This window comes from Shewanella gelidii (assembly GCF_014647855.1).
GTDB lineage: Bacteria > Pseudomonadota > Gammaproteobacteria > Enterobacterales > Shewanellaceae > Shewanella > Shewanella gelidii.
In genome coordinates this window covers 38391-52327 of the sequence record NZ_BMPZ01000006.1, presented here as the reverse complement: position 1 = coordinate 52327, position 13937 = coordinate 38391, and the positions used below count along the sequence as shown (strand labels likewise).

The 13937-nt window shown below is 43.7% G+C and carries 10 protein-coding genes and 1 pseudogene; 5 read left to right on the top strand and 6 right to left on the bottom strand.

Going from position 1 to position 13937, the window contains the following annotated elements:
• Positions 1 to 2: 2 nt before the first annotated feature.
• The 4 genes from IEY18_RS11670 (at position 3) to IEY18_RS11655 (ending at position 5189) form a co-directional block, all read left to right on the top strand.
• Positions 3 to 1511 carry an inactive transglutaminase family protein gene (locus tag IEY18_RS11670; protein WP_188921028.1) on the top strand — a complete coding sequence of 503 codons (1509 nt, stop codon included), beginning with the start codon at positions 3 to 5 and terminating at the stop codon, positions 1509 to 1511.
• Positions 1508 to 2464, top strand: coding sequence for an alpha-L-glutamate ligase-like protein (locus IEY18_RS11665; protein ID WP_188921026.1), 957 nt, complete (start codon positions 1508 to 1510; stop codon positions 2462 to 2464). Before IEY18_RS11670 ends, IEY18_RS11665 begins: the two co-directional genes overlap by 4 nt.
• Entirely contained in the window at positions 2427 to 4136 is a 1710-nt protein-coding gene (locus tag IEY18_RS11660) for a M3 family metallopeptidase (protein WP_188921024.1), read from the top strand. The genes IEY18_RS11665 and IEY18_RS11660 overlap by 38 nt, the downstream gene beginning before the upstream one ends.
• Positions 4137 to 4283: 147 nt before the next feature.
• Positions 4284 to 5189, top strand: coding sequence for a LysR family transcriptional regulator (locus IEY18_RS11655; protein ID WP_188921021.1), 906 nt, complete (start codon positions 4284 to 4286; stop codon positions 5187 to 5189).
• Here IEY18_RS11655 and IEY18_RS11650 read toward each other — a convergent pair.
• The 3 genes from IEY18_RS11650 to IEY18_RS11640 all read right to left on the bottom strand — a co-directional run bounded on the left by IEY18_RS11650 (position 5179) and on the right by IEY18_RS11640 (position 7175).
• Positions 5179 to 6444: a putative metalloprotease CJM1_0395 family protein gene (locus tag IEY18_RS11650; RefSeq protein WP_188921019.1), complete on the bottom strand. Its 1266-nt coding sequence runs from the start codon at positions 6442 to 6444 to the stop codon at positions 5179 to 5181. The genes IEY18_RS11655 and IEY18_RS11650 overlap by 11 nt on opposite strands.
• A 178-nt stretch (positions 6445 to 6622) precedes the next feature.
• On the bottom strand, positions 6623 to 6877 hold the full coding sequence (locus IEY18_RS11645; protein WP_188921018.1) for a chemotaxis protein: 255 nt from the start codon (positions 6875 to 6877) through the stop codon (positions 6623 to 6625).
• 142 nt (positions 6878 to 7019) lie between these two features.
• Positions 7020 to 7175: a hypothetical protein gene (locus IEY18_RS11640; protein WP_188921016.1), complete on the bottom strand. Its 156-nt coding sequence runs from the start codon at positions 7173 to 7175 to the stop codon at positions 7020 to 7022.
• Positions 7176 to 7344: 169 nt separating this feature from the next.
• Here IEY18_RS11640 and trhA point away from each other — a divergent pair, with 169 nt between their 5' ends.
• Positions 7345 to 8019, top strand: a complete 675-nt coding sequence (trhA, locus tag IEY18_RS11635; RefSeq protein WP_188921254.1) for a PAQR family membrane homeostasis protein TrhA — start codon at positions 7345 to 7347, stop codon at positions 8017 to 8019.
• Positions 8020 to 8069: 50 nt separating this feature from the next.
• Here the strand turns inward: trhA and IEY18_RS11630 are convergent.
• The 3 genes and pseudogenes from IEY18_RS11630 to IEY18_RS11620 all read right to left on the bottom strand — a co-directional run.
• Positions 8070 to 8624, bottom strand: a pseudogene (locus tag IEY18_RS11630) (tRNA-uridine aminocarboxypropyltransferase); the annotation flags it as partial.
• A gap of 138 nt (positions 8625 to 8762) precedes the next feature.
• Positions 8763 to 11918, bottom strand: coding sequence for an error-prone DNA polymerase (locus tag IEY18_RS11625; protein WP_229779842.1), 3156 nt, complete (start codon positions 11916 to 11918; stop codon positions 8763 to 8765).
• Complete coding sequence (locus IEY18_RS11620; protein WP_188921012.1) at positions 11906 to 13936, bottom strand: Y-family DNA polymerase; 2031 nt, start codon at positions 13934 to 13936, stop codon at positions 11906 to 11908. Before IEY18_RS11620 ends, IEY18_RS11625 begins: the two co-directional genes overlap by 13 nt.
• Position 13937: the final 1 nt, after the last annotated feature.

Below are 13937 nucleotides of genomic sequence, written 5' to 3'. Positions count from 1 at the left end.
TCATGCAAACACGTACTCCATTTTATGCACTCGTTGCTGCACTCATTATTCTCGGGATCGGTGCCAGTATTTACCGGGGAATTGAACATGATGTGCCCTTCGTCCCAGGGGAGCAGCTAAAAAGCTGGTCTATCGATGCTAAAGTCAGCTTTCGCGCCAAAGGGGAGCCTGTTGAGGTGTCCTTTTCATTGCCCAGCGACCCTGCATTTGAGATTTTGGTCGAAAATACGACCTCACCCGGTTATGGCCTTTCCATTCAGGACACCGATCAAGGTCGCCGTGCTGTGTGGTCCGTTCGTGAAGCCTATGGGAATCAGCAGCTCTATTATAAAGTCACATTAATTCCAACCGGACTGCAACGTAACCCTACTGAACAAGAAGCACCTAAAGTACGCCCGGTAAGTTGGCCTGATACCGAAGCTGATGTCGCACAGCAAGTGCTTGCCGATGCTTGGGAGCGCAGTGCAAATAACCTTTCATTTGCCAATCAATTAATGCAACTGATTAGTGAGCAAAACAGAAGTCAAAATATCTCTTTATTGCTCTCCAATTATTCTCCCAACTCGCTATTCATTAAATTGCTAAAAGAGCAAAAGATCCCTGCGCGAATCGTGCATGGGCTACACCTAGAAGATCAAAGGAGACGTCAGCAATTAGAGCCATATGTAGAAGTATTCAGTCAGGGGCATTGGCACTTTTTCGACGTAAAAAGAAACAAGCAAACAAGACCTAACGATCTTCTACTCTGGGAGCGTGAAGACAGCTCCGTACTTGACGTTGTTGGTGGCAGTAAATCTCAAGTTAACTTTTCAATGCTGCAAGAGTCGCGCTCCGCGCTTTCAACAGCAATTGATATGATGGACCCCAAAAGTTTTGATTTCTCTTTATATCAATTGCCTTTAGAGGAACAAAGCTTGTTTAAGGGGATCTTACTCATCCCTATTGGTGTTCTTGTCGTTGTATTTCTCCGAGTCATTATTGGCATTAAAACCTCTGGCACATTCATGCCGGTTTTAATCGCCCTTGCATTTATTCAAACGAGCTTAGTAACCGGTTTAGTCGGCTTCTTACTGATTGTCGCCTGTGGCTTAATGATCCGCTCTTACCTTTCCCATCTCAACCTATTATTAATTTCACGAATATCTGCGGTCATCATTGTTGTGATCGGCATCATTGGTGTTTTTACATTGCTGTCATACAAATTTGGATTGAGCGAAGGCTTAACCATTACGTTTTTTCCGATGATCATTTTGGCATGGACCATTGAAAGAATGTCAATTCTGTGGGAAGAAGAAGGAGTGAAAGAAGTCGTCGTTCAAGGTGGCGGTAGCTTATTCGTAGCAACAATTGCCTATTTAGCAATGAGCTCTGTTTGGGTACAACATTGGGTATTTAACTTCTTAGGCATGCACGCGGTCATCTTAGGGTTGGTACTGCTAATGGGGCAATATACGGGATATCGTTTACTCGAACTAAAACGCTTCAAACCTTTGGCCGGAGATAAGCAATGATGTTTGCGCATCCAACAGCACTTCGCCAAAAAGGCGTTTTGAGCATGAACAAGCGCAATATTGATTACATTGCACGGTACAATGCGCGTAAATATTATCAACGTGTAGACGATAAACTCACGACCAAACAGTTGGCTTTAGAGCACAATATCGCTGTCCCTGAGCTCATTGGTATTATCGCTGAACAACATCAAATTGCAGATATTCCCGTGATCATTAGTCAACAAAGTGGTTTTGTAATTAAGCCCGCGAAAGGCTCTGGTGGCAAGGGTATTTTGGTCATCACCAACGTAGATCAAGGGCGCTATTTTAAAGCCAGTGGTGATGAAATTACGGGTAACGAAATTGCTCGGCACGTCTCCAATATCCTAAGTGGTTTGTTTTCTTTAGGAGGCAAACCGGATGTTGCAATTATCGAAGGGCTTATCCTATTTGATCCAGTATTTGACGGCTACAGCCACGAAGGTGTCCCCGACATCCGCTTAATCGTCTTTAAAGGCTATCCCATTATGGGAATGCTACGGCTGTCAACACATGCCTCCGATGGCAAAGCTAACCTGCATCAAGGTGCTGTCGGCGTCGGTTTAAACATTACCAATGGCAAAGGCTTACATGCCGTTCAATTTGACAAGCCAATTGAACATCACCCTGATACCGGTAAAAACCTTATTGATATCCAAGTCCCTGACTGGGATCAGTTGTTGCATACGGCTTCTATGGCATACGAAATGGCTAACATGGGTTATCTCGGGACCGACATGGTTTTAGATAGAGAAAAAGGACCACTGTTGCTCGAATTGAATGCTCGTCCAGGACTCGCCATTCAAATCGCTAATGCTCAAGGGTTATTACCTCGCTTACGCCTGATTGAGCAACTAAAGGGCCCCACTCCACCGGTAGCACAACGTGTAGATTATGCAAAAAAGCATTTTTCTAATTACGCTGATTTTTAGTCTCGTCCTGAGCAAATTTGCCAGTGCAGTCCAGCCTGCGGAGCTATTCGTCGAGCAATGTTTTCTCTACGCAGCCAAGCCATGGAAAACCAGTGAATTTCGACCGAACAATGACACTCAAAACCTTCTTCAACTTGCTTACCAATTAGAAGCGCAAACCCTTGGCCTTCACAATATTAACCGTTTGTTAAAGTACTATCGCCGGCAACCTCAATCACCAGAAATTGAAGAAAAACTCTTACAGTGCCAAATTAAAATTGCAGACCATTACGGCAGACTAGTTAAACACGACTCACTAAAGCGCCTTACAGCGAGGTTACTCTCACCGCAAAACAAAAAGCTCGAGCATAGTGCCAAGTTGTATGCAAAAAATATGAACAAAGAGATAGATGCTCAGCTCAATAGGCGTGAAAAGTCAATTCTTCACATCGACGAAACACTGATTAAACAAGCGTTGAGCCAGAAAAACCTTGCCATCACAACTTTAGATAGCAGATGCAAACTAAATACTAGTGCATCGACTGAAACGCAACAGGGGAACAATACCAATAAAAATGGCATTGCTTGGTATTTGATGCAACAAACAGACAGACCTTGCCGAGTAGCAGCATGGAAAAGTTACCAAGGTAGAGCAAAGCAAAAACTAAGTCGCTCAATGGAGCGCATACTCCAAATTAGAGAAACACAAGCAAACACTTTAGGGTTTAACAGCTACACTGACTTTACTCTTCAATATCAAAGCTTATCAAATACCGACTTAGTAAAGCGTTTTCTAGACAGCCAAACAACAAAGCTAGATGTCGCTCCTTGGGATATTGGTATACGTTTAGCGCAACTACCAAAGATAAAAATTCAGCACCAAAATACCCAAACCATTCTCACCAACCTGTCGTCACGACTACCCGCTATATCACTTCGCTTTGAACAAACAACTACAAACAGGCTCAAAGTCTGGCATAACCATCGTTACCTGGGCGAACTGCTATTAAGGCCAGCGCAGAAAAGTCATTTCGAAAATATTAGACAACTGGTGATCGGACAGCAATTTGGCCTTGGTCAGCTGTCATATAAAGCAACACTGAATACATACCGGGATATTTCAGCTTTTAGCCGAGCTTTAGCGATAGCTATTGTGAGCTTTACAAAAAACAGCAGCTTTTATATCAATAATGTTTCTAATGAATATGAAGATCTGGCCGCGTTAGGGGAGATTTGGCTCACCCAGTACATACAATCACAACTATTCCCAGCACTGGATTTGCATCCAAGAGTGAAGCTAAAAAATAGGTACCAAAAACAACTTAATGTTTTTAGGGCCAAAGTGGCTCTAAATCAATACGTAGGGTCAAACTCAAAATCTGTTTATCCAGACATCGCACAAGAATTTAATAACGGTTTTGGCTATTATTGGCATCAAAGCAATGACTACCCTTTTAGCTTCAAGGGAATTGTGACGCAAGGGCCAACGTATTATAAAAAGGTCTGGCAACAAGCCATCGCAGAACGCATCAATCAGAGCATGCACGCTCCAAAAATGCAGAAGTTTGTTTTTGATACACTTGTACTTAACCTCAATCAAATACCAATAGAGAAACGTCTACCTGCGTTGCTAGATATTGAAAGTTTGCAAGACCAAAACTTTAAAATACAAGATGTCATTGACCATCTGTAATTTGTGAATCTCTACTTTTGTGACAGTGACAACCGACTGAATACGCTATGCAGGCTTGATATTCTCAGTACCTTGCCCATTTGTCGTTACTTGCCACAATTTATAATGACCGTCATTTGTTACTTGCCGACAAGGAATCAAACGTAAATGGGAAGAGCGAAATCAACTCTGGAACAATGGCGAATTTTGCAAGCCGTCGTTGATTATGGTGGCTATGCACAAGCAGCGAGCCACTTGAATAAAAGCCAATCCTCGTTGAACCATGCGGTTGCCAAATTACAAAATCAACTTGGCGTATCATTATTAGAAGTGAAAGGACGCAAAGCGTTTTTGACACCACAAGGCGAAGTCCTTTTAAGGCGTTCTCGCCAAATAACTCAGTCGGTCTCTGAATTAGAACGTCTAGCAAATAATCTAGAGCAAGGCTGGGAGCCTCACTTAACCATAGCAAGAGATCTTGTGTATCCAATGGAGAAGATGATCGCCATATTCGAAGCGTTCTACCCAAGCAGTCGTGGCACGAGAATAACGATTCTTGACTCCGTTATTTCAGGTACTCGAGAGCTAATTGAGTCCAAAGCCGTCGATTTAGCTTTGTGCGCTGGCGCACCTCCCAAGGGATTTATCGGTCAACCGCTTTGCCAAGTGGATTTCATGCTAGTTTGCCACCCTGCTCACCAGCTCGCCTCCACCTCATCAATCGAAGATGAGCATGCCTTAACGCAACACCTGCAGTTGGTCATCAAAGATACTGGAGATGACCCTGAAGAAAACATTGGTTGGCTCAAGGCGGAACAACGACTCACCGTTTCGAATTTTCATGAAGCGAAAGCCTTTTTAGCAAAAAATCTAGGCTTTTGCTGGATACCCGAATATTTGATAACCGAAGAGTTAGATGCAGGGTTGCTCCATCGTTTAAAACTGCAAGGAGGGGATCGGCGCTCAGGTGTCATTAACTTGATTGTGCCAGACCGAGACCACCAAGGACCAGCGGCAAAACTGCTCGAGTCACTTTTTCTCGCGGAGCATAAAATAAAAGGCGCTAAACCATAAATGTTAATGATTGACTGCTGGTTTGTTCAGGCATATAGCGCTTTGCAAGTGTAGCTTTATCTATACTTTGACCGAAATCAGATTGGCGATTTGGATTAAGTTGATTCGATGTATTACCCATAGCATCAGATATCGTGACTGACTTATTGATTCGCTCAATGGTTGTTGATATCACAGATCCCGAATCAGGCTGATATGGCGATACATGACCCACTTCGTCGACTTGCCCTTCAATGCCGTTTCTAGGGACTTTTGAAAGTTGCACCCCATCAATAATAGCTTGAGCATCAATAAAAACATCGAAATCATCAATGTCAGGCGCTTGGTTCAATCGTTCCTGAGTGAGTTGTTGTTTCGCAGCATTAATTTTATTCAGTGCTTCAGCAGCGACTTGTAAATCAGCTGATGAAGGATCAACCGGAGCCATCGCCGCGGCATAAACTTGTTTCATTTTGGCAATCGTTGCCAAGGGATTTCCTGCAACCTCACTGACATCAATTTGAACTTCACCACTTACAGCATAGCGTTGGCCATCGCTCCCCAGTTGGAACTCAAAACTCGGGCTCTGAGCATATTGCCCACCAACGGTGGCATGGGCATGTTCATGACTCCGCACGAGAGTATCTCTGCGCTTTAGCGCATCGAGAGCTTTGGTTTCAATGAATTGTTGAGCTTGCTCAGCTTGATCGGGATCTGCAGTTTGTTCTTCTGCGAGCACAGGATTAGGTTGCTCTGATGGTTCGACAGCTTCGGGGTCTTGTTGGGACACAGCGGAGCTCTGCTGCGCAGCATCATCGATTGAAGCAACGGATTGAACTCGACTTTGTGGGTCCAAATATGGCTGAGGCCCAATCCTATGAGAGACACTGGTACGATCAGCAGAATCAATGGAAAAACCATCTCTCCCAGCAAAATCTATGATATTTACCTGCCCAGAAACTCCTGGAACGCTTAAATCTATATGAGAGGATGAATTCAAAAGGCCAGTCACAGATATTGGCCCAGTAGATAAGCTAAACAGTGCTTGAGAATGTTGATGAGTACCCGAAGGCGGAGAATCAAATGTGGAAGAAATTGGAGGCGTCGCAGGCGACATTTTTGCAGAATTAAGGCTTGAAGGTGCGTTAGAAACCGGTACAACCACCGCTTCTAATGACCGCGCCGCAACGCCACCATTAGAAGACGTTGTCGGCGTTACACTCGTTTTAGCTTTATCTGCCGCTAAAGGCGTATGTTGAGAAGATTGTATTAACATAACACCAATCTACCTATTACCTTTTAACTGTTACCTATCTATCAAGTACGCACAATCAAATCTAGGTTACAGCGTCAATCTCACTAGCCTATCGGAGAGCGACTCTTGTTCTTAAGGTTGAGTGCGATTTTTAAATCAAAGTCCTCACACGGTGGAGGCTATATCAGCTTGAAAATCATTAAGCTTCAATATTGATAATACTACCAATCGCTTCTGAGCCAGCTTCAACAACTTCTGCGGCAGCCTGCCCTTGCTGACTTGATTCAATAGCGGATACCAAAGCCTCTGTTTTATCAGCTTGCTCTACAGGTCTACCGCTTTCTGCCTCAAGTGTTTGACCTTGTGGTGCCTGGGTTGGCCTAGCAACATCAACTGTCGCTTGAGTTAATCCTGCTTGAGCATTTTGTAGGCCTTGCGAACCTGAAATTTCCATAACTCACCTGCACTAAACATGTGGATGCATTTAGGCTAATTATCGAACAAAAGTGCTAAAAAGTACAGTAATGCTAAATAGGTTTGTCAGTTACCGTAACCCTTTGAAGCGGCATGTTAACATTAGCTCAAACTTTCAAGGCTTAGCTCGATAGCTTCGAAATAGACGCAGCAACAAAGAATATTGACTCTTGCTCTAATACCTGAATAAGCAGTTTCAAAATAAACATGCCGTAGTCAGCAGCAGAGAATCCCAAACCTTTGGGTACTACCAAATAAAACCTTAGCATCCAGCCCAAGAAGACTCCAATGTAATGGCACACAATATCAATTGGCCTTTGACGAAACTTAAAACAGAAGAACAAAAATAATAACAGCTAACACGCGTACGCTGAATGGCTTTTGTATTTAAACGATGTTAGTATGCTTACTCTAATTTTTATAAAGAGCATTTGAATGCATCCAAGTATGAATGCGCAACTAGCTGAAAAAACAGAAGCGCCTGTATATAACACCGCAAAATACAGCCTAAAAGAAGAGCTGGCAAATACCTTGACCCATGCACTTGGCACTGTAATGGGGGTCATTGGTTTAATCGCAATGCTCACTAAAGGGTGGCCTCAATTATCAAGCATTCAGATAACAGGCGTCACCCTTTATGGTGCAAGTATAATTCTGCTATTTCTGTGTTCAACGCTCTACCATGGTGTTCAGTCGCCCTATTTAAAAAAACAACTCAAAGTTGCGGATCATTGCGCTATTTTCCTACTCATCGCGGGAACCTATACGCCACTCGTTTTAATTAGCTTGCAACATGCAGATGTCAATTGGGTATTAATTTCAATTTGGCTTCTCGCGCTAGGCGGAATCATCTTCAAGGTATTTTTCACTGGTCGTTTCCAATGGCTAAGTTTAAGTCTGTACCTGTTGATGGGTTGGCTTTGTATGTTCGTGGTGGATGATCTCGTTACATCACTAAATCAACTGGGGTTTAACTTATTACTTAGTGGTGGATTACTATACAGTCTTGGTATTATTTTCTACGTTGGAAAAAAGATCCCCTACAATCATGCAATTTGGCACCTATTTGTACTCGGAGGCGCTTTTTGCCACTTTTTTTGCATTTATCTTGCAGTGCTATAACTTGAACTCTATTGGTAGCAAGTTGATCTTTTGCATATCAAGAAATGACGTCAAAATTGGCAATGCTCAATCAAACTTTGCATGAGTAATTCAGCTTGATCGTGTTGGTTATTCTGCTCTAGTAACGTCGCTACACATTCAGCTGTACATAAACCATTATCAAGCTGATTTCTTCGTAGGGTATATTGTGATGCCTTAGACGCTTTTAAAGCAATGGTCGGCGCATTTTTTAAATAGTCACTCTGCCGATACATTTTTTTAGCTTCTTGCCAGGTCGCATCTAAGATAATAATCCAGTCTGGCAAAGTACCATCGACGATCTCTTTAGCAGCCATTCCCCGCTGACTCTCCAAATACTGAACATCACCGGCAGAGTTTGCACTTGGAAACAGTAACTTTGCCTGCCCTTTCGCGATTAACGCTAACAGCGCATTATCCGGCTCAACCCTTGACCAGATCAATCTTGTGCAAATCTCAGGAAAAAGATTTAAAGCTAACTGACCGGTATTGGTTTTTCTGGTGAGCTCTCTTTCATGGGTTAGTAGAATGATCTTCATCGATATCAAACGTTGTAATTCAGTCATCATTAAGGCAATGGCAGAATTATAACAGGAATACTCTCCAACATATGTGCATCATTCTTTGTATTTAAGCCATTTATTGCTCATAAGTATGTACTTTTATTCAAACTGTTCCCAATATAAACAGCAGTTTGTGCCTATCTGATTTTATGAGATAAATGCCTACTGAAAGTCTCTAGATTTCACATCTAAATGATTCATCTCAGCACTCATGTCAAAGAGTTTACCTGCAACTACATGCACCACATTGTCCGCGTGCTCAACGACCCCCTTTGCCATCAATACTTTTGATAGCAAATAGGGTTTTCTTTGCGCACTTGCTGTAGCTGACCAAATCACCAGATTAGTATTGCCTGTTTCATCCTCTAAAGTCACAAATGTCACACCACTTGCAGTACCTGGGCGTTGACGCCCAACCACCACACCAGCAACTGTCACCAACTGGCCATGCTGACATTGCTGTAATTGAGCCGCGGTTGTACTGCTCAAAAATAAACTTTGCTGCCATGTTGGAGATGCGATTAAGCCCAATTTACAGCGAAGTATTGCTATGGGGTGCTGCCCAAGAGTCAAACCTAAAGTACGGTAATCAGCTTGCATTTCAGCAACGCCACTTGGAGTGGGCAAACTCACTTCCACAGGAGAATGAGAGTTCGGCTGTAGCTCTGACACCATGTCAAATAAGGGCAAGCTCGGTTGATACGCAGAGACCTTCCATCTCGCCTGATGTCTATCCCCTGCGATTGCGGTCAGCGCATTTGCACTAGCCAATAAATTCAATTCATGAACCGGTATGCCGACTTTATACAGAGAATCCATGGAGCAGAAACCTTGTGCACCCCGAGCTGCAATAATTTTTTCTACACTTTGTTGACTGAATCCTTTAATTAGTCGAAAGCCCAGCTGGACCCAGTTATCCTGAGCGTTACAAGTATGCTCCCATACACTCTGATTGATACAGACTGGCAATATTTGTACTTTATGCCTTGCCGCATCTTGAACCAACTGAGATGGACTATAAAATCCCATTGGCTGACTATTCAATAAAGCACAACAAAATTGAGCAGGATGGTGGTACTTCAAATAAGCTGAAACATATGCAAGAAGTGCAAAACTTGCCGAGTGAGATTCAGGAAAGCCATACTCTCCAAATCCTCTAATTTGTTGGTAAATTTGCTTTGCAAAATCTACGGTATATCCCCTGTGAGCCATGCCTTCAAGTAGCTTACGTTCAAATTGCTCGAGTTCACCTGTTCGCTTCCAACTTGCCATCGCTCGTCGTAATTGATCTGCCTCGCCGCCACTAAACCCTGCGGCGACCATGGCTAATTGAATCACCTGCTCTTGAAAAATCGGTACGCCTAATGTTCTCGCTAAAACAGCTTCAACCTCTTGGCTTGGATAATTGACAGGCTCAATTCCATGACGCCGGCGTAAATAAGGATGAACCATATCCCCTTGAATGGGGCCTGGTCGTACAATTGCTATTTGTACAACTAAATCATAATAATTCTGTGGCCTTAACCTAGGCAGCATAGACATCTGTGCTCTAGACTCAACTTGAAACACCCCGACGGCATCTGCTTGCTGAAGCATTTGATAAACTTCAGCCTGTTCCCACTCAATCTGTGCCATCTCAAAAGGTCGATCTTTCGTGCTTAAATAATGAAAACACTTACGAATTGCGGTTAACATGCCTAATGCTAAAACGTCCACTTTCAATAGGCCTAAAGCCTCCAAATCATCTTTATCCCATTGGATTACTGTTCGTTCTGGCATGCTAGCGTTTTCAATGGGAACAAGCTCTGATAAAGGTCCAGCAGAAATAATAAAACCGCCTACATGCTGAGATAAATGCCGTGGAAACCCAATGATCGTTTTGACCAAAGGCAATAAGTATTGCCCAGCCCCTTGCTGTGGTATTAGCTCTTGCTGCTGTAATTGTTGTTGCCAGTCTTGGGCGGGATCGCGACGATCGACACCATGAACCATACGCTGTAATAACGCAGGTTCAATCCCTAAAGCTTTCCCGACATCAGCCATCGCACTCTTAAAACGATAGGTTATGACCGTCGCAGCTAATGCAGCCCGTTCTCGGCCATATTTGCGAAAAATATATTGAATGACCTCTTCTCGTCTTTCGTTCTCAAAATCAACATCAATATCCGGAGGCTCATTGCGCTCTTTCGAAATAAACCGCTCAAACAACATGTTGATCTTCGTCGGATCCACCTCTGTAATTCCAAGACAATAGCAAACGACAGAATTGGCAGCAGAGCCTCTACCTTGATGTAAAATCTGTTGTGATTTAGCAAAGCAAACAATGTCATAAATGGTTAGAAAGAAATACTCATATTGTAATTCTTCTATCAATTTGAGCTCTTTTACATATTGCTCTTTAACCTTAGGAGGAACTAGACTTGCAAAACGCTTCGCAGCCCCCTTTTCGACTTCTTGAGCAAGGTAATCGATTGCACTGATGCCAGGGGGGGAAATTTCACTTGGGTACTCATAGCGCAACTCATCCAAATTGAAGTGACAACGATTGGCTATTTCTATACCCGTTTCAAGCCAGGAAGCTGGATAACGTTTAACGATTGCAGGAACCGGTTTTAGAGATTTCTCGGCATTAGCAAGCAACTTATCACCCGCTTTATCGATTGAAATTCCTTGACGAATACAGCTCAAAATATCATGAAGTGGTTTTCGTGCAGCATGATGCATACAGACATCACCCGCAGCAACACAGCGAATATTGACTCTGTCAGATAAAGCTTGCCATACCGGGATTTGCAAGCCTTCATCGGCCAATAAACGGCGCTCAATTAAGAGAAATAACCGCTGTTGAAAAGATTTTTGTAAGACCTTTGCTAAAGCTTCTGTATGTTCAATATAGCGTGTCAACTCAACCTCCCCGTCACGACTTGCAACCAGAGGAGCGGGACACCAAAGCACAAAGCAATGATTCAACTGCTTTACCAGTTCACTAAACTCTAAAGCATACTTCCCTTTGCTTGCTCTGCGTCGACTTTGTGTGATTAACTGACTTAATTCGGCATAAGCACGACGGCAAGGTACAAGGATCACAAACGTTCCCTGCTGCAAATGAAATTCAGCCCCCACAATAAGCTTAATTTCACAGCCCTTCGCTGCTTCATGGGCCTTAACAACACCAGCGAACGAGCACTCATCAGTGATTGCTATCGCTTGGTAACCTAAAGATGCAGCTTGCTCTACAAGCTCTTGGGGGTGAGAAGCGCCTCGTAAGAAACTGTAATTAGAAATCGCATGTAATTCGGCATACATCAACCAAACCATCCTTGTATAAACATCCCCTGATCGATCTTAAATACCCAGCAAAGCCCCCCGTCATGATGAGCTGCAATATAATAATCTCGACACCTCACCTCTTGAAGCTGACTCGTCGTTGACTGAGTTTTGCTAATCGATTTCTTTACCTCAACCCACCAGGGTAAAGCAATACGTTCAGGGCCTTTCAGTAAACGCACCTTCGTTGGTTCAATAGGTTGTGGCTGTGGCAAAAGCCAGTTGGGTCGACAACTCAGCTCTGGTAATTTTTCACGTATATCCACAACATCAGAAACAAACGGATCTTGCGGTTTAACGACCACAGGATCTGAAGCAAAAGGTCTCATCCGAAACCACTGATCATTGGCCGCATTTGCATAGGGTACAGTTCTTGGATAAGGGCTCATCCCAATGTGAGCAAGGCTTGCTGAGGCTCGCTGCAATAGCGGCGGCATATTTGGGCACTGGCGAGCGGGTAAGAATAACGGTCGAATATCATTTTGCTGAGACGGTTTTAACTCATTTAACAATGCAGAGGCATGAGCACTGACCTTAATCTGTGAACGCAATAGTTGCTGCTGCAATTGAGCTCTAGCAGCCACTTTTTGCCTCCCGTGGTGAGGGCCGAATACACAGGATTCATTCGGGCTAACATAACCCCAACTACTTTCGGGTAAATGCTGTTCATGAGTGATAATTTGCTGAACTTTATCTTGACCAAGTCGGGCTTGTAGCGTAGCAATGAGCGCCTTAACATCTGTTTGACCTTGGTTTGAATGCCCTTGGTGCGTATGACCTAAGCAACCTTCTGTCTGGGCTTGCTGTGAAACGCTTTGCCGTACTTGTAACTCAATCGCAATGACGGCTTCATACAAGGTCAAACGCTCTAGCTGTAACCGACATAGCTTCATCAATGCTTGGGATTGATATTCAGCAAATGGATAGCAAATATCAATAGTCAACGGTAAATGGTGGCACTCTCGATAATAGAATTTTAAACTCAGGGCCAATACCGCCATTTGACGAGAGCGCAAATATACAGCGAGCTCTTCAAACATGCGCACCAAAGGAAAAATCAAGCCTTCTCGATGCTCAACATCATAGAGCAGTTCACAGCGCCGTTGATATGTATCTTGAAATACATAGAAACGTTGAGGATCAGGTAAATCCCCCTGCACTTTTGCGAGTAACGGAAGCAGCGGCTGCATCTCTCCTTGACCCAACGCCTGGCGAGGCAAATGCAATACTTGCTCAAGAAAATCGAGTCCCATTGCTTGCAAACTGACTTTCAATGTTTGCGGTAACGGCAGCGCCTGTAGTGACAATTTTTTTAGCTGTTGCTGCTGACGTTCAAGAGTGGTCGCTTGCTCAATATGCAGGAAAAATTGTGTCTTATCTAAACCCAATTCCACATTGACAGGGGCATTTATAGCGAGCAATTGAGCCGCCATCGGCGTGTGCCCAAAAGCCACTTGCATAGCAAAACCTAACTGCTGACTGTGCAGCATATAGGCTCGCACTAAAGTGGCTAAATCACCAAATAATCGGATCATAGAGCCAACTTCTAATAGCAGACAATCCTCGATCCCATGCTTTAACTCTTGTTGGGGCAGTACTGAGCACCGTAAAGGTACAATCCGCGCACTGTAATTGTAGCTCCATTGACATAACCACTCACTTGCCTGCTGACTCATATCCTGGCTATATGGATAAAGCACGATATTGGACTCAAGAGCCTCGGCTGTCACCACACTCATTCCACTACAAACACCGCTGGCCCTTGCTCGGGAATCACAAGCCACTACAGTCAAACGCTCTGGATCAAAAAGTGCCTTTGACATGCACGGAGGAACGCCATCAACTTGCTCGGTCGCCCTTTCATTACTTTCATGCAGCCTTGACACATCATTTTGATGAGGTACAGCATGAACATCATCTTGGCCCCTTTCTGCATGAGCTTGTAGCTGTGACTGATAATGAACATATTGCAATGTCCAACTAGGAAAATAGGCCGCCATCCACAGCATA